The organism is Chitinimonas taiwanensis DSM 18899, assembly GCF_900119825.1.
In the GTDB taxonomy this organism is placed as follows: domain Bacteria; phylum Pseudomonadota; class Gammaproteobacteria; order Burkholderiales; family Chitinimonadaceae; genus Chitinimonas; species Chitinimonas taiwanensis.
The window spans coordinates 52,262-72,903 of sequence record NZ_FPKR01000001.1; the positions used below are offsets into that span (position 1 = coordinate 52,262).

The window sequence follows — 20,642 nt, forward strand, 5'->3', positions numbered from 1 at the left end:
AGCGCGGCTCATGCCGGCCTGCAGCAGTCCGTTCTACCCTGTTACCGAGGTCTATTGCCCCATGTTCGATGTGCTCGCTTTCCTCTTCGAACAATACGTCTCGCTCGACGATTACCCCGACCGCAGCGCGCTGGCCAAGCAGCTGTCGGCCGCCGGTTTTGACGAAGACGAGATAGACGAGGCGCTGGACTGGCTCTCCGAATTCGATCAGCTTGATCCGGCACCGTATGCAATGCTCGATCGCGGCGAGCTGTTGCCGCGCGTGCTACACCCGCGCGAGGCCAGCCGGCTGAGCGCAGAAGCGCAATCGCTGTTTCATTACCTGTCGAGTTCCGGCGCGCTGAGCGCCGGCCAGCGCGAGCTGCTGATCGACCAGCTGATGCAGAGCAATGCGCAACTGATCGATGACGAGGCGGTAAAGCGGGTGGCGCTGATGGTGCTGTGGCGGCAGGGTAATGATTTGGCCAATCTGCTGATCGAAGAATTGCTGTTCAGCGAAGCCGACGTCGCCATGCACTGAGCCTGGCGGCATCGCGCAGTATTGCCGGCTGCGGCGCATTGGCAAATGCCACCCCCGCACCTACATTGTTCCTTAAGATACGCGCCGGCCTGGGCACATCTGCCCAGGCTTTTCTACGTTGCATGAAACCGCCGCTCGCGGAGCCCGCATGGCCGATAACCTGTTGATCGTCGAATCGCCTTCCAAGGCGAAGACCCTGAAAAAATACCTGGGCAAGGATTTCGAGATCCTGGCCTCCTACGGGCATGTACGCGGCCTGGTACGCAAGGATGGCTCAGTGGATACTGAGCATGACTTCGCAATGAAGTACCAGGTGATCGCCAAGAATGCCAAGCATGTGGATGCCATCGTCACCGCCGCCAAGGCCGCCCAGAACGTCTATCTGGCAACTGACCCGGACCGCGAAGGCGAGGCGATTTCCTGGCATCTGCTGGAAATCCTCAACGGCAAGAAGGCGCTGAAGGACAAGCTGGTCAAGCGCGTGGTGTTCCACGAGATCACCGAAAGCGCCGTGCTGGCCGCGGTGGCCAATCCGCGCGATGTGGACAGCCACCTGGTCAATGCCCAGCAGGCGCGCAGCGCGCTCGATTATCTGGTCGGCTTCAACCTGTCGCCGCTGCTGTGGCGCAAGGTGCGCTCGGGCCTGTCGGCCGGCCGTGTGCAGAGCCCGGCCCTGCGCCTGATTTGCGAGCGCGAAAAGGAAATCCGCGCCTTTGTATCGCAGGAGTACTGGTCGATTCACCTCGACAGCCATAAGGGCCGCACCAAGTTCGGTGCCAAGCTCAATGAGTGGCGTGGCAAGAAGCTCGAGCAGTTCGATGTGCCGAACGAGGCGACCCAGGCCGAGATTCTGCAGGCCATCGAAGGTCAGCCCGCCACCGTCAGCCATGTTGAAAAGAAGCGCAAGAGCCGTAATCCGACTGCACCGTTCACCACCTCGACCATGCAACAGGAGGCTGTGCGCAAGCTGGGCATGACGACTGACAAGACCATGCGTACCGCCCAGCAGCTGTATGAAGGTATTGCGCTCGCCGATGGCACCACCGGTCTGATCACCTATATGCGTACCGACTCGGTGGCGCTGGCCAATGAGGCCGTGGCCGAGATTCGCGAATTCATCGGCAATAACTTCGATGCCGAGTCGCTGCCGGCCAATCCGGTCGTGTACAAGAACAAGTCCAAGAATGCCCAGGAAGCGCACGAGGCGATCCGCCCGACCTCCATCCTGCGCACGCCGGCCTCGGTGAAGGCCTTCCTGTCGGCCGAGCAGTTCAAGCTGTACGAGATGATCTGGAAGCGCACGCTGGCGAGCCAGATGGCGCCGGCCAAGTTCGATACCACCAGCGTGGACATCGTGGTGGGCGAGGCGGTGTTCCGCGCCAGCGGTCAGGTGCAGGTGTTCGCTGGCTTCCTGGCCGTGTACGAGGAAGACGTGGACGACGCTGAGGATGAGGAAAGCGCCAAGCTGCCGGCGCTGGAAGCGGGCGAAAGCATCCCGGTCGACAAGCTGTTCGGCGAGCAACACTTCACCCAGCCACCGCCGCGTTTCTCGGAAGCGAGCTTGGTGAAGGCGCTGGAAGAGTTCGGCATCGGCCGGCCGTCCACCTATGCGTCCATCATCAAGACGCTGAAGGACCGCGAGTATGTGAACCTGGACAAGAAGCGCTTCCTGCCTACCGATACCGGAGAGGTGGTGAACAAATTCCTCACCGATCATTTCGCCCAGTACGTCGACTACCAGTTCACCTCCAAGTTGGAAGACAAGCTGGACGAGATCTCCAATGGCGAGCGGGACTGGATCCCGGTCATGGAAGAGTTCTGGAATGGCTTCTCGGCGCAAGTGGAAGAGAAGAAGGCGCTCAAGCGTTCGGAAGTAACGCACGAAGCACTCGATGAAGCCTGCCCGAAGTGCGGCAAGCAGCTGACCGTGCGCCTGGGCAAGCGCGGCCGCTTCGTTGGCTGCACCGGCTACCCCGAGTGCGATTACACGCGCGATATGAACGAGACCGCCGAGCAGAAGGCCGAAGAGGCGGTGCAGGTGATCGAGGACCGCGTCTGCCCGGATGATGGCGGCCAGCTGATCGTCAAATCGGGCCGTTACGGCAAGTTCATCGGCTGCGCGAACTATCCGAAGTGCAAGCATATCGAGCCGCTGGAAAAGCCCAAGGACACCGGGGTCAGCTGCCCAAGCTGCAAGGCCGGCATGCTGATCGAGCGCAAGTCGCGCTATGGCAAGCTGTTCTACAGCTGCAACACCTATCCCAAGTGCACCTACGCAACCTGGAACCCGCCCATCAACGAAACCTGCCCGAAGTGCCAATGGCCGGTGATGACGCTGAAAACCACCAAGCGCCGCGGCCTGGAGAAGGTCTGCCCGCAGAAGGAATGCGGACATAGCGAAGTGGTGATGACGCCCGAGCAGCTAGCGGCCCAGGCCGAAAGCAGCGAGTAAGCCCCAGACACAGGCCCGATCAAAACGATCGGGCCTGTGTCGTCTGATAAGCCGGATTGGCGCTTGCACATGTTGGCGTCATTTCGGGAGTAAGATGCGCTTCCAGCCCCGCTCCGGGGCTTGGGGGAGACCACCGACATGAACGCCCGTCGCCAGTTTGACGACGCCACACGTACCCAGCGCGACGCCACCCAGGATTATCTGGAAGCCCTTGATGCGGCCGGCCAGCTGATCGGGGATGACAGCTCGGATGCGCTGGAACGCGCGCTGGCCGCCATTGCAGCGGCGGCGCAGGCCGATGCCTCGGCGCTGTATCGCCACGCAGCAGGCGGCATGCGCGCCGAACATGTGGGCGCCTGGCGCGGCGAAGTCAGCCTGCCGGACGAGGTGAACGAGCGCCTGGCGCGCCTCGACTACCGGCTGTTCCGCGATCTGCACGACACGCTGTCAGCCGGCCTGATGCTGGAGCGCCACATCAGCGAGCTGCTGCCCGCCACCCAGATCATGCTGTCGCCCCTGGGTGTGCAGAATCTGCTCTGCCTGCCCCTGCTGGATGCCGGTGAGCTGATCGGCTTTCTGGCGCTTGCCTATATGGACGCGCCGCCCAAGCGCATTTCCAGCGAACCACGATTTCTCTCCACGCTGGCCAATTACCTGGCCATGGCCCTGGTCCGCCAGGAGGCCGAGAGCCGCCTGCGCGTGAATGCCACCCGGCTAGCCTGCCTGGTCGGCGCCACCGAGGACATGGTGTTCGAACTCAATGACGCCGGCGTGGTAGTCAATGTCTGGTCCCATCACCCGGCCTTGCCGAATGCCAATCTGATCGGCTTACCGCTGGACAAGGCCTTTCCGCACGATATGGCCTGGGCGCTCGGCCAGGCGTTGCCGCGCGTGCTGGCGCGCGAGGACGGGCGCGAGCAGATCGAATTCACCCTGCCCAAGCTCGATGGCGCCATCTACTGCATCGGCCGCCTGCAGGGCGTGCCGGATGAAGCCGGCCAGACGCGCCATGCGGTGGCGCTGATCCGCGATGTGAGCGAGCTGATGCGCGAGGAAGCGCGTCGCCGCACCATGGTGGAGACCTTGGACGTGCTGGAGGAGGCGGTAATCGAGCTGGCCCCGAATGGCCATCTGCAGCGCCTGTCGGCCGCCTGGTCCACGCTGCGCGGTCTGCCCGGTGCTAGCCAGCTCGACCTCGACCAGTCGCTGCTCAGCTTCGTGCATGAGGAAGACCATATCGTGCTCGCGCAGGCTTATGCCGAGGTGGTGCGCGAGGGTGCGCCGCTCACGCTGCGCTTTCGCCTTCTGCGCGACGAGGACAACCCGCTCTGGCTGGAAGCCAAGCTGCTGCCCACCTGGGGGGCCAATGGCGAGGCAATCGGCCTGCGCGGCGTGCTGCGCGATGTGACCACCGCCCATCTGCACGAAACCCATATCCGCCAGCTGGCCCTGTACGACGGGCTGACCGGCCTGCCCAACCGCGTGCTGCTCGACGATCTGCTCCATCAGGCATTGGCACGCTCGCAGCGCCATGGCAGCCGGGTGGCGCTCGGCTTTATCGACCTCGACCACTTCAAGCAGATCAACGATGCCTTTGGTCACCATGCGGGTGACCAAGTGCTGGCCACGCTGGCGCGCCAGATCCGCTCGGTGCTGCGCGAGGAGGATGTGTTGGCGCGCTGGGGTGGCGATGAGTTCATCGTGCTGCTGCCCGATCTGCCCGATCTGTCCACGCTGGCCCAGGTGGCCGAGCGCCTGCGCGAGATCGCCCGCCAAGGCGTGATGCTGGAAGGCATAGAAACCCGTCCGACGATTTCCATTGGCATGGCCGTCTACCCGGACAACGCCAATAGCGCCGAATCGCTGCTGCGCGCGGCGGACAGCACCATGTATCACGCCAAGAGCATGGGGCGAAACAATGTGCAGTTCTACGGCGATATCGTGCATCTGAAGAGTCTGGGGCGCGAGCATATGGCGCTGCAGACCCGCCTGAACCATGCGGTGCTGAACAATGAGCTGCAGGTGTTCTACCAGCCCATCGTGAATGCGCGCACCGGTGAAGTGACCGCAGTGGAAGCCTTGGCGCGCTGGCATGACGACAGCGCCGGCTGGATCACCCCACAGCTGTTCATTCCCATGGCCGAGAAGCTCGGCTTGATCAGCGAGCTGTCCGAGCAGATCACCGTGCAGGCGCTGACCAAGCTCAAGGGCTGGCGCTCGCGCGGTCTCAAGCAACGCCTGAGCCTGAACGTGTCGCGCAATCTGCTCTTCTCGCCACGCTTCGTGCGCAATCTGATCGCGCTGACCGACGAGTACAGCCTGCGCCCGGACGACATCATCGTCGAGGTGACCGAGAGCCTGGCACTCACCGATCAGGCGCGTCAGTCGCGCCATCTGCGCGGTCTGCACGAGGCCGGCTTCAAGATCGCCATCGATGACTTCGGCACCGGCTATTCCTCGCTCTCGCAGCTGCACGAGATGCCGATCGATATGCTCAAGGTCGACCTGAGCTTCACTGCCCGCCTCAATAGCGAGGCCGGCCGGCGCATCATGCAGGCGATTGTGCAGATGTCTCAGGCGCTCGGTCTGGAGGTGGTGGTGGAAGGGGTGGAAACCCTGAGCGCCGCCCGTTTCCTGCAGGGTCTCGGTGTGGAGAAGATGCAGGGTTTCCATTTCAGCGAGCCGATGCCGGCCGGCGTGTGCGAGCTGCATATGCAGCTTGGTCTGGACGGCAAGGTTTGAGCAATAACCCTACCGACTGGCGGGTCGATTTTGTTTTTTGCCCGCCAGCGGCCAGAATGCCGGCCTTTCGCCTTTATTAGCCGGTTTTCATGTTCAAGCTGCTGTCCGCTATCTACAGCGTTTACCTGGGTCTGCTGTTCGGCCTGTCGCTGATCCTGGTCGCCCTGACCTATCCCTTGGCCATCTGCCTCGGCGAGCGCCGCAAGCTGGCCGCCATCTATGCGATCAACCGTTACGCGATGCGCGTGTGGAGCTGGCTATGCGGCATCCATGTGCGCATCGAAGGCCAGGCGCAGTGGACACCCGCGCCGGTTATCGTCGGCAATCACTGCAATATGCTCGATATGCCGGTCTGCGCAATTGCCTGCGCCCATCCGGTCAAGGTGCTGGCCAAGGCTGAATTCGCCAAACTGCCGGTGCTCGGCTTCATGTTCCGCACCTTCGCCGTGCTGGTCGAGCGCGAATCGGCCGAAAGCCGTCGCGCCGGCGTCAAGGTGCTGAATGCCGCCCTGCAGGATGGCTGGCCCATCTTCATGTTCCCGGAGGGCACGCGCAACCGCGGCAACACCCCGCTGCAGGACTTCAAGGATGGCGCCTTCCGCACCGCGATTGCCGCCCAGGGGCCAATCCAGCCCTTCGTGCAACTGCGCATGCGCCGCATTCAGCGCCATAACACCCTGCTGTTCCGCCCCGGCCTGATCATCTTCCGCTGGCTGGCGCCGATCGATACGCGCGGCATGAGCGACGCCGACCTGCCCGCTCTGCGCGCGCGCGTCTATGCGCTGCTGGAAGCCGAACTGCGCCGCGACGACCCCGACTTCGCCGCCACAGCAGCCCAGTAAAAAGGCGCCCCGCGGGGCGCCTTTTTACTGCGACAACTGACTAGGCACCGCTCAGGCCGTGCCATCGCCCTTGCTGACCGTCAGCGGCGCAGGGGCTGCCTCACGCGGGGCGATAAAGAAGTGCTGCGGCGCGCGCAGGAAGCGCTGCGCCAGCTTGCGCACCAGCGCGCCACGGTCCACAAAGCGGATGCGACGCGAGCGCAGCGCGACCAAGAGGGCCAGACCAAAGCTGACCGCCAGATTGGTCAGACCGATCAGCGCCACCCCCACGCCAGCGGTCAGCCAGGTCTGCCAGCTGAGCTGGAAGTCCAGCGCCACCGCCGCATAGGCGAGGTTGGCCGAGGAGAAGGTGATATGGCGGATATCGAGCGGCAGACCGAGCAGGAAGCCGATGGTGCCCATGGAGCCAAGCATGATGCCGAAGAAGAAGTTACCGGCCAGCGCGCCCAGATTATTCTCGATATAGGTGCACACGCGTTGCCAGCGTGCCTCGCCAAATAGGCGGCGTGGCCAGTACAGCTGCATCAACCGCGCTGGGATGCGGTTGTAGATCGCCTTATTGTCGTAATAGCCGGAGATCAAGCCGGCCAGGAACAGGCAGCAGCCGGCAATCGCCGCATGCGGAATGGCCAGGCTGCGGATCGGGTCGAGGTCATGCAGCAGATGCAGCGCCTTTTCCGGCGACACCGGCTGGCTGCCCAAGCCGTATTTGAGCCCCAGCGCAATCGCCAGCGCGGTCGGAATCGCGATCAGCACATTGCCGAGGATGGCGATGAACTGGGTACGCGCCACCGCCTCGATCAGGCTGGCCAGACCATCGAGCTGATCGCCGGCCTTGGCCTGGCGCTCGATGCTGGCGGCGATCTTGGCCGCGGTCATGGCCGGCTGCTTGGTGGCGATGGTGAAGTGCAGCATATGAATCAGCATGAAACCGAGCGAGTAATTCATGCTGAAGGCGAAGGCCTCGATCAGCGGCGCCAGCTTGAGCTTGGCCGTCAGAATCTTGATCAGCGCCATGAAGCCGACGATAAAGCCTGCCCCCATCGCCGACTTGGCCATGGCCAGCCATTCGCGCCGGTTGGCGGCGATATAGTGCTCGCCGGTTCGGCCCGCATGCTCGGTAATCTGCAGCGCAAGCAAGTCGGTATTGGTGGCAAACAGGTCGCGCACGCTGGTCTTGCGGTTCTCGGCCTCCACCAGCTGCTTGAAGAAGCGCACCGCGCGCTCGGGCATCTTGTGCGCATGCTCGGGCTCGAGCAGATCGAGCACCAGGCGCAGACGCTCCAGATGCTGAGACAGGCGCACCATCAGATAGGTGAGGCTGACACTGACCCCTTCGCGCGCGGCGGTCTTGCGCACGCGCGCCACGATGTCATCGCACTGGCCCAGCAGCACGCGCACCGCACGGTCGTCCTCGCGGCTGCGCGCCGGGTCGACCAGCTGGGCCTTGTAATCCTCCAGATAGTCGCGCAGCGCCACATTCTGGGTCAGGAAGGGCGATTCGAACTTCTCAATGGCCGGGTGATTGCGCACCAGCTCGGGCTCGAGGCCAATCGCCGAAATGCGGTAGGACAGCACCTGGGCCGCTTCAACCAGCTCGAGCCGGGTATTGCGCTCATCCTGCGCATGTTCGCCCTCGGCGAAGTTCAGCGCCTGCCAGACTTCCAGCCAGATCGCATCGGGCACCGCTGCCACCCACTGGTAATCGGTCTTGCGGCTGAACACCCGCCCGAATACATCGCGCAGATAGTCGTCGCGGTATTCGCTCGGCAACAGCTTCTCGCCCAGGCGGCGGCTGAAGGCGGTCGACAGCCCTTCATTGGAGAGGATGCCAGCGTCGGTATACAGATGCAGCTGGCGACGCGAGCCGACCAGCTTCATCAGGTAATGGCGCAGCGCGCGCCGGTAATCGGCATGCTGGTTGAGCAGCCAGGCCAGCGAACGTAGCGAGTTGATGACCAGATCGCCTTGCTCGGGCTTGCTCGGGCGCAAGGCGGCGATCAGATCGGCCAGCGGTACCGGCGAAGTGTCGTGTTGCGCCAGCACAATGGCCTGCAGGGCGCTTTCCAGCGTGACGTGTTGGGTCATAGGCAGCACTCGGCAAAAAAGGCGGGAATGTTTCAAGAGCGGCTGGTGCGGCAAAAGTTCGCCGCCAGCGAGGTGGTCCGGCCGTAAGCGGGTCGCTTCATGGTAGCAAGTACGCTCTGGTGCCGCAGCGCAACATCGCTTGTTATAGTGTGCCATCGCCTACTTTTCCGTCCCGCCATGTCGGCCCTGCCCCGCATCGAAATCCACTACTGCACCCAATGCCGCTGGCTGCTGCGCGCCGCCTGGCTAGCGCAGGAGCTGCTGTCCACCTTTGAGCAAGAGATCGGCGAAGTGGCGCTGCAGCCGGGCACTGGCGGTGTGTTTACCGTGCATGCAAACGGCGTGCTGGTGTGGGAGCGCAAGGCTGACGGCGGCTTTCCCGATGCGGCGGCGCTCAAGCAGCGCGTGCGCGATGTGATTGCGCCGGAAAAAGGCCTCGGTCATAGCGAGGCCAAACCCGTCAGCGAATGAACGCGGGCTGAATCGCCGTCTGGCAGGAATGCATGGTGGCAACCATGTCATCGGTATATCATCGCCGCCTGTTATTACCTGTTCTGACGGAGTCGTCGATGTTGCGAATGTCCTCTGCCGTACTGGCCGCCTTGCTGGCCGCCGGCATGCTCAATAGCCAGGCCGCCGATACCGGCGCCATTGTCGGCGGTGCCCTGGGTGGCGCAGCCGGTGCCGCCATCGGCAGCGAAATGAATGGCAAGAATGGCGCGATCATCGGCGCCGCCATCGGTGGTGCCGCCGGCGCCGCCATCGGCTCCAAGCCCAAGACCGTGGTGCGCGAAGTGCATGTGGTCGAGCGCGACCGCCATGGCCACCACCCTGGCAAGCACAAAGGCTGGCACAAGAAGCACCGCAAGCATAAGCACCACGACTAAGCGCGCTGCTGCGGCCATGAAAAAGGCGACCCGTTGAGGTCGCCTTTTTCACGCACCTACACGCGCGGCTAGTCTGGCCTTTGCAGCTGCAGGAAGAATTCGTGATTGCCATCGCCGCCCTCGATCGGGCTGTTGAACCAGGCCAAGCAGCGCAGCTGCAGCGCCGCAGCGGCCGCTTCAACCTTCTCGCGCACGCCCGCATACAGGGCCGTATCGCGCACGATGCCGCCCTTGCCTATGCCCTCGCGCCCGACCTCGAACTGCGGTTTGACCAGCAGCAGGAAATAGCCGCCCGGCCGAACCAGCTCGGCAAACGCCGGCAGCACCAGGGTCAGCGAGATAAACGATACATCGGCAACCGCCAGATCGAAGGGCTGGCCGGCATTGGCGGCCAGGATGGCGCTCTGGTCGAGCGCGCGCGCGTTCACGCCTTCGAACTGCTGCACGCGCGGATCGGCCAGTAGGCGCGGGTGCAGCTGGCCATGGCCGACCTCCACCCCCACCACACGCGATGCACCGGCCTGCAGCAGGCAGTCGGCAAAGCCGCCGGTGGAAATGCCCACATCCAGGCAGTGCCAGCCGGCGACCGCGAGACCGGTCTGGGCCAGGGCGCCCGCGAGCTTGAGCCCACCGCGCGAGACATAGCGGTCGGCCGCATCGGGCGTGACCTCCAGCACAGCATCGTCGAGCAGTTTTAGACTGGGTTTGCTGATGGCAGTGCGCCGGTCAGCTTCAAGCAGAAAGACCCGCCCGGCCGCGATGTATTGCTGGGCAGCGGTACGGGAGGGGGCAAGGCCGAGTTCGGCTAGGCGCACGTCGGCGCGGATCAAGGTGGTCATGGCGTGATTTTAAGCCCCTTGCTGGCCGGCAGGCGACAAGGGGCGGGAAACCGGCTTAAATAGCGGCCATCCAAGCGGTGGCCGTCTGGCCACCATCCAGGGCCGCCCCGGCTTCCACGGCCCCGCCAACACAGGTTCTGCGCAGCATATGAAGAAGCTCCACCTCACCCGCGGCCACGGCGATCAACGCCTGTCCATCAGTGCCTTGGTCAATGCGCTGATTGACGAAGGCCATCTGCCCGCCGCGCTGGCCGAAGCCTTTCTTATCCCGGCACGTACCTCGGCGCATGGCAAGACCCATCCGTTCAGCTCCATCGTGCCGCAGGGCTGGCGCAGCCTGAAAACGGGCGAGCTGATCGATATGGCCTGGCTGGGGCGTTGGCTGGGCGCCAAGATTGCGCTGCCCTGGTTTCATATCGACCCGCTCAAGATCGATGTGGCGGCCGTGTCGGGCGTGGTCAGCCATGGTTATGCCAGCCGCTACGCCATCCTGCCGGTGGCGGTGGATGCCCAGTCGGTAACCCTGGCCACGTCCGAGCCCTTTGTGCGCGACTGGGAAGATGAGCTGGGGCGCATCCTCAAGCGCGAGATTCGCCGCGTGCTGGCCAATCCGGACGATATCGCCCGCTATCTGCCCGAGTTCTACAATCTGTCGCGCTTCGTGAAGCAGGCAGTGGCGCAGACCGGCCAGCAGAACCAGCTGGCCAATTTCGAGCAGCTGGTGCAGCTGGGACGCACCGGCAATGTGGATGCCAACGACCACCACATCGTCAGCCTGGTCGACTGGCTATTCCAGTACGCGTTTACCCAGCGCGCGTCCGACATCCACCTCGAACCGCGCCGCGAAGCCGGCCATGTGCGCTTCCGCATCGATGGCGTGCTGCACTCGGTGTATCAGGTACCGCCGGCGGTGATGAATGCCATCCTGTCGCGCATCAAGGTGCTTGGGCGCATGGACCTGGCCGAGAAGCGCCGTCCGCAGGACGGCCGGGTGAAGACCAAGACCCCGGACGGACGCGAGATCGAGCTGCGCCTCTCCACCATGCCGACCGCCTTTGGTGAAAAGCTGGTGATGCGGATTTTCGACCCGGCCATCCTGGTCAAGGATTTCGCCGCGCTGGGCTTTGGGGCCGAGGACGAGAAGCGCTGGCAGGGCTTTGTCACCCAGCCGCACGGCATCGTGCTGGTAACCGGGCCGACCGGCTCGGGCAAGACCACCACGCTGTACACCACGCTCAAGCAGCTGGCCACCGAGGACGTGAATGTCTGCACGGTGGAAGACCCGATCGAGATGATCGAATCAAGCTTCAACCAGATGCAGGTGCAGGCCAATATCGACCTCAGCTTTGCCGAATGCGTGCGCACGCTGCTGCGCCAGGACCCGGACATCATCATGGTGGGCGAAATCCGCGACAAGGAAACCGCCGATATGGCCATCCAGGCCGCGCTGACCGGCCACCTGGTGCTATCCACCCTGCACACCAATGATGCACCGAGCGCGATCACCCGCCTGCTCGAGCTCGGTGTGCCGCCCTATCTGGTCAGCTCCACCGTGGTGGGGGTGATGGCGCAACGCCTGGTGCGCACGCTGTGCCCGCACTGCAAGCAGCCAGGCGCGCCGCTGGAAGCGGAATGGAATGCGCTGGTCGCCCCCTGGAAGGCGCCGCTGCCCAAGACCGCCTACCGGCCGGTCGGCTGCCTGGAATGCCGCAATACCGGCTATCTGGGCCGGCTGGGCCTGTATGAAATGCTGTCCATGAGCACCGAGCTGCGCCGCCTGATCGCACTGCAGACCCATCCGGGTGCGATTCGGGAACAGGCGATCAAGGACGGACTCAAACCGCTCAAGCTCGCGGGTGCGCAGAAGATCGCCGCCGGCCTCACCACCCTGGAAGAAGTGCTGAAGGTGGTGCCCGCCGAGCCGGACTGACACGCGGGATTCCCGCCGCGCGGTCTCTGCCTTACCATGCGCGCCGTCATGCCCGATCGGCATTCGCGCAAGCCAAGCGCTCGCAACATCGGCGCGCTGCCCGGCCAAGGCGGGCACCAGCCAGTGCTTCAACCCATCCGTGCTGATGGTGTCCAGTCCCCGCGCGGGCGCCTCGCCCAGGCGAGATGGTGGATACTCAGCGTCGTCTTAGCCCGAACCCTTACAACGGAACACCATGCAACGCCGCACCCTACTGCTTAGCCTGCCCCTGTTGCTCGCCGCCTGCACCACCACACCACCGGCCGTGGTTGCACCGGTGCTCCCTCCTGCCCCACCCAAGGCCAAGCCCATGCCGCGCATCGGCATTGCGCTCGGTGGCGGCGCCGCCAAGGGCTTTGCCCATGTGGGCGTGATCAAGGTGCTGGAAGGCCAGAACCTGACTCCGGCCGTAGTATCGGGCACCAGTGCCGGCAGCGTGGTCGGCGCGCTGTATGCGTCGGGCCTGAATGGCTTTGCACTGCAGGAACAGTCATTCGCGCTGGATGAAAGCCAGGTGCGCGATCTGACCGTGGGCGGCGGCGGACTGGTGAAGGGCGAGAAGCTGCAGGACTATGTGAACCTGCTGATCAAGAACCGCCCGATCGAGAAACTGGCCAAGCCCTTCGCCGCGGTGGCCACCAATCTGGACACCGGCAACCGCGCGTCCTTCGTGCGCGGTAACACCGGCCAGGCCGTGCGGGCCTCCTGCAGCATTCCCGGCGTGTTCCAGCCGGTGCTGATTGCCGGCAAGCGCTTCGTGGACGGCGGCGTGGTCAGCCCGGTGCCGGTGGATGCCGCGCGCGAGCTGGGCGCCGACATCGTCATCGCGGTGGATATCTCCTCCAAAGCCCATTATGGCAAGCCGGCCGAGGGCATCGCCTCTATCCTCAACCAGACCGTCACCATCATGGGTCAGAAGCTGGGCGAGCAGGAACTGGCGCGCGCCGACATCGTGATCAGCCCGCGTGTGGGCCGCATCGGCGCCAGCGACTTCGACCAAAAGCATGTGGCCATCCTGGAAGGCGAGCGCGCCACCCAGGCCGCCCTGCCGGCCATCCGTGCCGCGATTGCCAAGTGGCAGGCTGCCCAGCCGTGATCGCCCAACTGGAAAAGCTGCTGGATGGCCCGCGCGATGGCGCCCTGCTGCGCTTTTCGCTCGGCAATGAATACTTGAAAGCCGGCCAGCCGGAGCGGGCGGTCGGCTACTACCGCGACGCGCTGGCACGCGACCCGCATTACTCGGCCGCCTTCAAGGGCCTGGGCAAGGCCCTGCTCGAGGCCGGCCAAGCCGACGCCGCCTTGGCCGCTTATCGTGACGGCATCGCGATTGCCGAGGCGCGGGGCGACAAGCAGGTGGCGAAGGAAATGACCGTCTTTGCCCGCCGCATCGAACGCCAGCTCAACCCACCGGACCAGCCAGCATGAACCAGCACACCTTTACCCTGAGCAGCGACTACATCGAACTGCACAATCTACTCAAATTCCTCGCCATCGCCGATTCGGGCGGCATGGCCAAGCAGATGGTGGCCGAAGGCCTGATCGAAGTGGACGGCGAAATCGAGTTCCGCAAGACACGCAAGGTCTATGCGGGCAGCGTGGTGCGCGCCTTCGATGAGGAGATTCATGTGGTGGCTGGGGCGGGTGAGGCGGCGGCCGGATAGCCGCGCCGAACCAATATGTAGTCGGGTGCTGGTTAGCAACGGTTTGCCAGCCCTTGGCTTGGCCAAGAACCCAGTCAAGCCCGACGCTGCAGATGCGAAGCGGCCTCAACACCAACTTCAGCCAAGTAGGGTGGGCAAGCACTTGCCCATCAGCACTCACCGTCCCAGCACGGCTTCGCGCTTCCCCCCCTCAATGCAATCCCCCCAATTCCTCTTCCGCCACCACTCGCGCTTCAGCATGGCGCTGGCGGCGCTCGGCCAGTTTGCGGAATAGCCAGCCGGCCGGCGGTTCGATGCCGGTGCGTACGTAGTCGATCAGGCGGTACTGGTTGACCGTGGCCTGCTGGTCGCGCCGTGCGCTTGGCTGGCCGACGAAGAGCAGGCGGTCGCCGAAGTGCAGGGCGGTTTCCGGTGGTGGCAGCAGGATTTCCTGCTCGCTCTGGATCAGCAGCAGCGGCATGCAGGCCAGCTGGCGCTCGGGCGCATGCGGGTCGAGCAGCAGGTGGCGCAGGGTCAGTGGCGGCTGTGGCGCCATCATCAGCGCATACATGGCGCCCTGGTGGGCGCTGTTCAGCTCCACCACCCAGTTGTCGGGCACTGTGCCGGCGCACAGGCTGTCGATCTCGCGCAGCAGGGCGGCCGCCCAGACTTCGCTGCGCAGCTGGATCAGCTCCATGAAGCGCGCGAGGGTCGGCGTGGTCATCGCGCGCAGGCATTCCTGCGCCACCACCTCGCTGCGCACTACGGTCACATCTGCGCGGAAGGCGTCGAACAGTACATGGTTCATGGCCAGGTTCTGGCGCGCCACCACGAAGAGCTCAGGCTTGAGCTGGCGCGCGGTGGCAATGGCGGACAGATTGTTGGCGTCGTGGTCGATGCAGGCAACGATGCCGACCGCGCGCTCAAGGCCGGCCGACTTCAGCGTGGCCGCATCCACGCCCAGGCCGACCACGCAGGATTCGCGCGGCAGGTCGTCGGGCGGGGCCAGGTCAATGACCGTGACGGTGGAGCCTTCGGCATCCAGTGCCGCGCGGATCGCATGACCGAAACGGCCATAGCCGACCACCACCCAGTGGCCGCGTGGCGGGCGCACCAGCGGCGGCAGGGGCTCGCCCTGGAAGGCGGACAGCACCGACCACAGCCGGCTGGTCTGCGGCGCGTGCAGGGCCATGCGAAAGCGCTGCCCGACCGCGTCGAACATATTCACGATGCGATTGGTGCCGAAGCTAGCCATATTCTCGGCCACCGCATGGGTCTTGGCGCGGCATACCGAGACCAGGGCCGGGCGCAGCACATAGGCCGAGATGGCAATGGCTAGATTGACCTGCTCATCGCCGGTCAGCGCCAGCACACCACGGCACTGCGGGTGCAGGATGCCGGCCAGCTGCAGCATTTCGGGGCTGGCCGCGTCGCCCGCATAGGCGGGCACATCAAACACATAGTCGGCGAACATCACCTCGTTCACGCGTTCCTCGCGGTTTTCCAGCACCACGAAGCGCAGGCCGCGCTGTTCGAGCTGGCGGCCGAGCAGACGGCCGGTCTGGCCATAGCCGCAGATCAGGAAGAAGGGCTCGGTGATATGGCGCACCTTGCGTGCAAAACGCGCCAGCTGCACCGCCTGCTGGAAGCGCTTGTCCTGCAGGATGGCGAACAGGGTGCCAAGGCCAAAGGCCCAGCCGATCACCGACAGATAGATGCACACCACCACCCACATGCGCTGCAGATAGGTGAAGGCATAGGGCACTTCGCCAAAGCCGATGGTGGTGGCGGTGTAACTGATGAAGTAGAAGGCATGGAAGAAATCCATGCGGTAGGGCTGGCCATTGCTGTCCACGCCTGGAATCAGCACAAGACCGAGCACCGAGATCGCGTAGATCAGGATCAGCGTGATCAGCGGCGCGCGCATGCGCCGCAGCACCAGGAAGAAGATATTGGGCATGCCGAGCGGGGCTCCGGTTGGCCGTCTGGGACGCGATGATGGGCGAGGGCCGCGCAGCTGCACGGCCCAGCAATGCACTGCTTAGCGACGCAGTTGCAGCGTTTCGCCGATCAGCAGCACCACCGACACCACATTGGCCATCAGCGCACCGCCCGAGAGCGACACCACGCTCGAGGTCACGCCCGGCGTCATGCCCACGCCCGATACATACAGGCAATAGCCCCACACGCTGGCGGCCGCGATCAGCTGTAGATCGGCGACCAGGCTGGTGGCCAGGTGCAGGGCGCCCAGCTGGGTGCGGTCGCCGAACTTGAGCACAGTGGCGATCAGGTTGACCACGATGGCGGCAAACAGCTCGAACACATCGTGCTGGTGCGGCACATCGATATCGCCGATGAAGAAGCCGAAGTTCAGCGTGAAGGCCAGCAGGATAAAGAAGGCGAAGATGACTTTTTCGAGGTTCATGGCAGACCGTGGCAGCGAGAGGACGCCTGCATTGTAGATCAGCGCTGCATGCGCCTAGAGTTGGCGCTTGCCCAGCTGCGCGAGCGCCGTGGCATCCAGCTCGCACCATTCGCCTTCCGCAAGACCCAAGAGGCAGCCCTCGCCCAGGCGCACATCGCCCATGGCCAGCCTGTGCAGGCCCTCGACCCGGTTGCCGGCTGCGGCCAGCATGCGTTTGACCTGGTGATATTTGCCCTGGTCTATGCATAGGTCGAGGCGATGGCTATCGACGAGCATCGCAGCCAGGGCCGCTAGCGGCGCGGGCTCATCATGCAGCTGCACGCCAGCCAGCAGGGCATCGATCTGCGCAGCGCTGACCGCATGCTTGCACTGCACGCGATAGGTCTTCGGCACATGGCGCTTGGGCGAGGCCAAGGCATGGTTGAACGCGCCGTCATCGGTCAGCAGCAAGAGCCCGCTGGTATCGGCATCCAGTCGCCCCACCGGCTGCACGCCGCGCGTCACGAAATGGGCTGGCAAGAGGCTAAGCACGCTCGGGTAGTGCTGCGGGGTACGCGAGCATTCGAAGCCGGGCGGCTTGTACAAAGCAAGGTAGAGCTGCGCGCGCCACGGCCAGTCCTGCCCATCCACCTGCAGCAGCAGGCCTTCGCTAAGAAAGCTGGTGCCCGCATCGGTGCAGGCTTGTCCGTTCACCTGCACGCGGCCGGCCTCCACCAGCTGGCGGCAGGCCTTGCGGCTGCCAAAGCCTTGCGATTGCAGCAGTTTATCGAGCGGAACGGCTTTGCCCGGCATGGTGACACTCTCCCAAAGAAAACGGCCCCACCCGAAGGTGGGGCCGTCGCGGATGATAAGGCATCTCAGCCACTAGGGCCTGTCCACCCTATTTTCTTGAGATGCGTTGCGGAGCAAACAGGTCATGCGCAAGGCACGAAACACCGCCGGGGTAAACCCCGGCAAGGCTTCGTAACGCCGCGCATGGCCTGTTTGCTCCGCAACCCGAAGGGAACTGGGCGCAAACCTCGCCACTCGTCGTTGCACGCCTTGCCCAGACAACCAGTCTGGGCTGCGTCGCGCGCCTAGATTGGCAAGGTTTACACCCAGTTCGCACTCAAGAAAATAAGGTGGACAGGCCCTAATCATCCCAGCGATCGCGGCGGTCGTGATCGCGGTCACGCCAGCCATCGCGGTCATGGCGATGGTGCTTCCAGTGTTTGCGGTGCTTCCAATGGTGATGGTGCGAGTGGCGGTCCACATAGACGACGCGTTCATAGCGGCGCTCCGGCACATAGATGACGCGGGTCGGTACAGGCTCGCGGTAGTAACGCACCGGCTCGCGATAATGCTGGATGACCGGCTCACGATGCCGAACCATGACTTCGCGACGGTGCTGGCTACCCACTGCGGCACCAATCGCACCGCCCAGGGCGCCGCCTACGATGGCGCCATCGCGCCCGTCCATCTTGTAACCAATGGCAGAACCGGCTGCCCCGCCCAGGGCGCCGCCCAGCACGGCATCGGCCATGGCGGGGGTGCTCAGCATTGCGGCCAGCAGCAACAGCAGGGAAATCGGCTTACGCATGATCTTGCTCCGTGAACACAGCCTTCTGGCTGCAGTGCGGTGCATTCTGCGTCGGCGATACTGAATCTTGCCTGAACTGCCAGCGTGCCTGCTGCACGCGTATCCCTACGTATCTGGCTATCGATCCGATAGTTAATTTAAAATTGTGTGCAATTTAATTGCTTACTATTATTCAATCCGTCGCAGCCCTGCTCACAACCCAAGCAAAGGAAACCATCATGTCTGTTCAAGTCCTCTATACCGCTCAAGCCACCGCCGTTGGCGGCCGTGAAGGCGTCATCGAATCGTCCGACGGCGTGCTGAAGGCCAAGCTGGCCCTGCCCAAGGAAATGGGTGGCCCCGGTGGTGCCGCCACCAACCCAGAACAGCTGTTCGCCGCTGGCTATGCAGCCTGCTTCGAAGGCGCAGTGCGCTTCGTGGCACGTCAGCAGGGCGTGAAGATCGAATCGGCCTCGGTGACCGCCCGGGTGGGTGTAGGTCCGCGTGCTGCCGGTGGCTTCGGCATCACCGCCGAGCTGGCCCTGTCGCTGCCCGGCATCGAACGCAGCCTGGCCGAGCAGATCGCCGAAACCGCCCACCGCGATATCTGCCCGTACTCGCACGCCACACGAGGCAATGTGGATGTGAAGATCAGCGTGATCTAAGCATCGCTTCACCGCCCATCGCCCCAGCGTTCGGGGCAGCGGGCCGGTAGAATCGACGGCGGCACTGCGGTGCCGCCGTTTTGATTGGAACCGTCATGAACCAAGCCCCCGACTGGCTGCGCCTTGATGCCCAGCTGTGCTTTCGTCTGTATGCCGCCTCGCGCACGGTCACGCGCTGCTATCAGCCACTGCTGGCCGAGCTGGGGCTCACCTATCCGCAATACCTGGCCATGCTGGTGCTGTGGGAGCAGGACGATGTAACCGTGAAGGCGCTCGGCCAGCGCCTGCTGCTCGATTCGGGCACGCTGACCCCGTTGCTCAAGCGCCTGGAAGCAAGCGGGCTGATCGTGCGTGAACGGCGCGCAGAGAACGAGCGCGAGGTGCGCGTCTGCCTGAGCGAGGCCGGCCGCGCGCTGTGCGCCAAGGCCGAAGCCGTGCCGCCCGCCCTGCTGGCCGCCATGGGGCTAAGCCTCGATGAAGTCGGCGCGTTACGCACTCTGCTCGACAAGTTGCTGCTGAGCGCCGCCCCCGGCCCGCTCGAGCTGCCATGAAAAAAGCCGCCCCCTTGGGCGGCTTTGCACGCAACGCTCAGAAAAAGTCGGCGTAGCGCTGACGCTCCCAGTCCGACACATGGCGTGAATACTCGATCCACTCCATGCGCTTGAGGCGCACGAACTCGGCCACGAAATCGGCGCCGAGCGCCTGGCGCAGTACCGAATTGGCCTCCAACGCCGTCACCGCCTCGCCCAGATTTTGCGGCACCGCCTTGATGCCGGCGCGCTTGAGTTGCTTCTCGTCGTACTCGTACAGATCGTCATCGACCTTCTTGCCCGGCTGCAACTGACGCTCAATACCATCCAGACCGGCAGCAATCATGGCGGCGGTGACCAGATAGGGGTTGGCGCCCGCATCGGCCAGCCGCCATTCGATGCGCCCACCCGGGCAGCGGCCAAGCACGGTACGGTTATCGCCATAGGCGATGTAGGCCGGCGCCCAGGTGGCGCCCGACAGGGAATTGCCCACCACCAGGCGCTTATAGCTGTTCACCGTCGGCGCGCAGATCGCGGTCAGCGCAGGCGCGTGGTGCAGCAGGCCAGCCAGGAAGTGATAGCCGAGCTGACTGAGCGCATAGCCATTCGGGTCGGCCTTGTCCTCGAACAGATTGCGCCCCTTGGCATCGGCGATCGAGACATGGAAGTGCAGACCGGAGCCGGCGCGGTCGGCAAAGGGCTTGGGCATGAAGCTGCACAACATGCCGAGCTGCTCGGCCGCATGGCTGGCCGCCATCTTGAACCAGATATAGCGGTCGGCACTGGTGAGCGCATCCGAGTACACATAGTTGATCTCGTACTGGCCGGGTGCGTCCTCGTGGTCGATCTGGTAGACATCGGCCCCCACCGCAGCCATCGCCTCGGTCACCTGCTCCAGGAAGACGCGGTTGGCCGGGCGGCTGAGGCCCTTGTAGTCGTAGCTGGCCTTGTCCAGCACATCCAGCGCATCGGCCGGCTGGTAGTCGCCCGCGCCATCGCGCTTAAGCAGAATGAACTCCGGCTCCACGCCGGTGTTCAGCGTCCAGCCACGTTCAGCCAAGCGCGCAAGCTGGGTCTTCAGCAGCACGCGTGGGCAGAGCGGATGCGGCTGACCATGCACATGGCCATCACCGACCACGCGCGCATAGCCGGGCAGCCAGGGCACGGGCGCCAGCGTGCTCAGGTCGGCGCGCGCGTAGAAATCACCGCCATTGCGGGCGATGCCCGTGCCCCAGATTGCATAGCCAGAAAAGCCGGCACCGGTATGGGTGATCAGGTCGAGATGGCGGGCCGGTACCACCTTGGTCTTGGCCGCGCCGTGGATATCGACGAACTGGGCCAGCAGGTAATGGATCTGATTGTCCTGCAACCATTGCTGGGCTTGCGCCAGCGCCTTGTCTTGCTGCTTGGCCATGGGGCCACCTTGTGTGCGATGCGGGAGGCGGCATGCTAACCGGGCATAGGGGGTGTTGAGAACCTGGCGAG

General features: G+C 64.3%; 19 protein-coding genes. 12 read left to right on the top strand and 7 right to left on the bottom strand.

Annotated features, from left to right (window positions below; translation table 11 throughout):
- Positions 1–10: 10 nt before the first annotated feature.
- The 4 genes from BT173_RS00275 to BT173_RS00290 all read left to right on the top strand — a co-directional run bounded on the left by BT173_RS00275 (position 11) and on the right by BT173_RS00290 (position 6,556).
- Positions 11–520, top strand: a complete 510-nt coding sequence (locus tag BT173_RS00275) for a Smg family protein (protein ID WP_084657999.1) — start codon at positions 11–13, stop codon at positions 518–520.
- A 148-nt stretch (positions 521–668) separates the two neighbouring features.
- Positions 669–2,972, top strand: coding sequence for a type I DNA topoisomerase (topA, locus tag BT173_RS00280; RefSeq protein ID WP_072426621.1), 2,304 nt, complete (start codon positions 669–671; stop codon positions 2,970–2,972).
- Positions 2,973–3,110: 138 nt separating this feature from the next.
- Complete coding sequence (locus BT173_RS00285; protein ID WP_072426622.1) at positions 3,111–5,714, top strand: bifunctional diguanylate cyclase/phosphodiesterase; 2,604 nt, start codon at positions 3,111–3,113, stop codon at positions 5,712–5,714.
- An 89-nt stretch (positions 5,715–5,803) separates the two neighbouring features.
- Entirely contained in the window at positions 5,804–6,556 is a 753-nt protein-coding gene (locus BT173_RS00290; RefSeq protein WP_072426623.1) for a lysophospholipid acyltransferase family protein, read from the top strand.
- A gap of 51 nt (positions 6,557–6,607) precedes the next feature.
- Here BT173_RS00290 and BT173_RS00295 read toward each other — a convergent pair whose 3' ends face one another.
- A complete protein-coding gene (locus tag BT173_RS00295) occupies positions 6,608–8,644 on the bottom strand; it encodes a site-specific recombinase (protein ID WP_139255973.1) in 2,037 nt (678 codons plus the stop codon).
- Positions 8,645–8,821: 177 nt separating this feature from the next.
- Between BT173_RS00295 and BT173_RS00300 the strand changes: the two genes are divergently transcribed.
- Both BT173_RS00300 and BT173_RS00305 read left to right on the top strand, forming a co-directional pair.
- On the top strand, positions 8,822–9,115 hold the full coding sequence (locus BT173_RS00300) for an Rdx family protein (RefSeq protein WP_072426624.1): 294 nt from the start codon (positions 8,822–8,824) through the stop codon (positions 9,113–9,115).
- Positions 9,116–9,222: 107 nt separating this feature from the next.
- Positions 9,223–9,531, top strand: coding sequence for a YMGG-like glycine zipper-containing protein (locus BT173_RS00305; RefSeq protein WP_072426625.1), 309 nt, complete (start codon positions 9,223–9,225; stop codon positions 9,529–9,531).
- 68 nt (positions 9,532–9,599) lie between these two features.
- Here BT173_RS00305 and BT173_RS00310 read toward each other — a convergent pair whose 3' ends face one another.
- Entirely contained in the window at positions 9,600–10,370 is a 771-nt protein-coding gene (locus BT173_RS00310) for a TlyA family RNA methyltransferase (RefSeq protein ID WP_245794105.1), read from the bottom strand.
- A 148-nt stretch (positions 10,371–10,518) separates the two neighbouring features.
- Between BT173_RS00310 and tfpB the strand changes: the two genes are divergently transcribed.
- From tfpB to BT173_RS00330, 4 genes are all read left to right on the top strand, one after another.
- On the top strand, positions 10,519–12,300 hold the full coding sequence (tfpB, locus tag BT173_RS00315) for a type IV pilus assembly ATPase TfpB (RefSeq protein ID WP_072426626.1): 1,782 nt from the start codon (positions 10,519–10,521) through the stop codon (positions 12,298–12,300).
- 235 nt (positions 12,301–12,535) lie between these two features.
- The gene (locus tag BT173_RS00320; RefSeq protein ID WP_072426627.1) at positions 12,536–13,435 is read left to right on the top strand and encodes a patatin-like phospholipase family protein; all 900 of its coding nucleotides are present in this window, start codon (positions 12,536–12,538) and stop codon (positions 13,433–13,435) included.
- Positions 13,432–13,764, top strand: a complete 333-nt coding sequence (locus BT173_RS00325) for a tetratricopeptide repeat protein (RefSeq protein WP_245794106.1) — start codon at positions 13,432–13,434, stop codon at positions 13,762–13,764. Before BT173_RS00320 ends, BT173_RS00325 begins: the two co-directional genes overlap by 4 nt.
- A complete protein-coding gene (locus BT173_RS00330) occupies positions 13,761–14,000 on the top strand; it encodes an RNA-binding S4 domain-containing protein (RefSeq protein WP_072426629.1) in 240 nt (79 codons plus the stop codon). The genes BT173_RS00325 and BT173_RS00330 overlap by 4 nt, the downstream gene beginning before the upstream one ends.
- Positions 14,001–14,190: 190 nt before the next feature.
- On the opposite strand, the gene BT173_RS00335 is transcribed toward BT173_RS00330, so the two are convergent.
- From BT173_RS00335 to BT173_RS00350, 4 genes are all read right to left on the bottom strand, one after another.
- Positions 14,191–15,939 (bottom strand): potassium channel family protein, encoded by a 1,749-nt coding sequence (locus BT173_RS00335; protein ID WP_072426630.1) that lies wholly within the window; start codon positions 15,937–15,939, stop codon positions 14,191–14,193.
- A gap of 81 nt (positions 15,940–16,020) precedes the next feature.
- Positions 16,021–16,404, bottom strand: coding sequence for a DUF6394 family protein (locus BT173_RS00340; RefSeq protein WP_072426631.1), 384 nt, complete (start codon positions 16,402–16,404; stop codon positions 16,021–16,023).
- A gap of 54 nt (positions 16,405–16,458) precedes the next feature.
- A complete protein-coding gene (locus tag BT173_RS00345; RefSeq protein ID WP_072426632.1) occupies positions 16,459–17,196 on the bottom strand; it encodes a pseudouridine synthase in 738 nt (245 codons plus the stop codon).
- 340 nt (positions 17,197–17,536) lie between these two features.
- Complete coding sequence (locus BT173_RS00350) at positions 17,537–17,983, bottom strand: YMGG-like glycine zipper-containing protein (RefSeq protein WP_084658001.1); 447 nt, start codon at positions 17,981–17,983, stop codon at positions 17,537–17,539.
- Positions 17,984–18,201: 218 nt separating this feature from the next.
- On the opposite strand from BT173_RS00350, the gene BT173_RS00355 reads away from it, so the two are divergent.
- Both BT173_RS00355 and BT173_RS00360 read left to right on the top strand, forming a co-directional pair.
- Complete coding sequence (locus BT173_RS00355; RefSeq protein ID WP_072426634.1) at positions 18,202–18,627, top strand: organic hydroperoxide resistance protein; 426 nt, start codon at positions 18,202–18,204, stop codon at positions 18,625–18,627.
- 95 nt (positions 18,628–18,722) lie between these two features.
- Positions 18,723–19,178 (top strand): MarR family winged helix-turn-helix transcriptional regulator, encoded by a 456-nt coding sequence (locus tag BT173_RS00360; RefSeq protein WP_072426635.1) that lies wholly within the window; start codon positions 18,723–18,725, stop codon positions 19,176–19,178.
- A gap of 37 nt (positions 19,179–19,215) precedes the next feature.
- Here BT173_RS00360 and glnT read toward each other — a convergent pair whose 3' ends face one another.
- Positions 19,216–20,571 carry a type III glutamate--ammonia ligase gene (gene glnT, locus BT173_RS00365; protein ID WP_072426636.1) on the bottom strand — a complete coding sequence of 452 codons (1,356 nt, stop codon included), beginning with the start codon at positions 20,569–20,571 and terminating at the stop codon, positions 19,216–19,218.
- Positions 20,572–20,642: the final 71 nt, after the last annotated feature.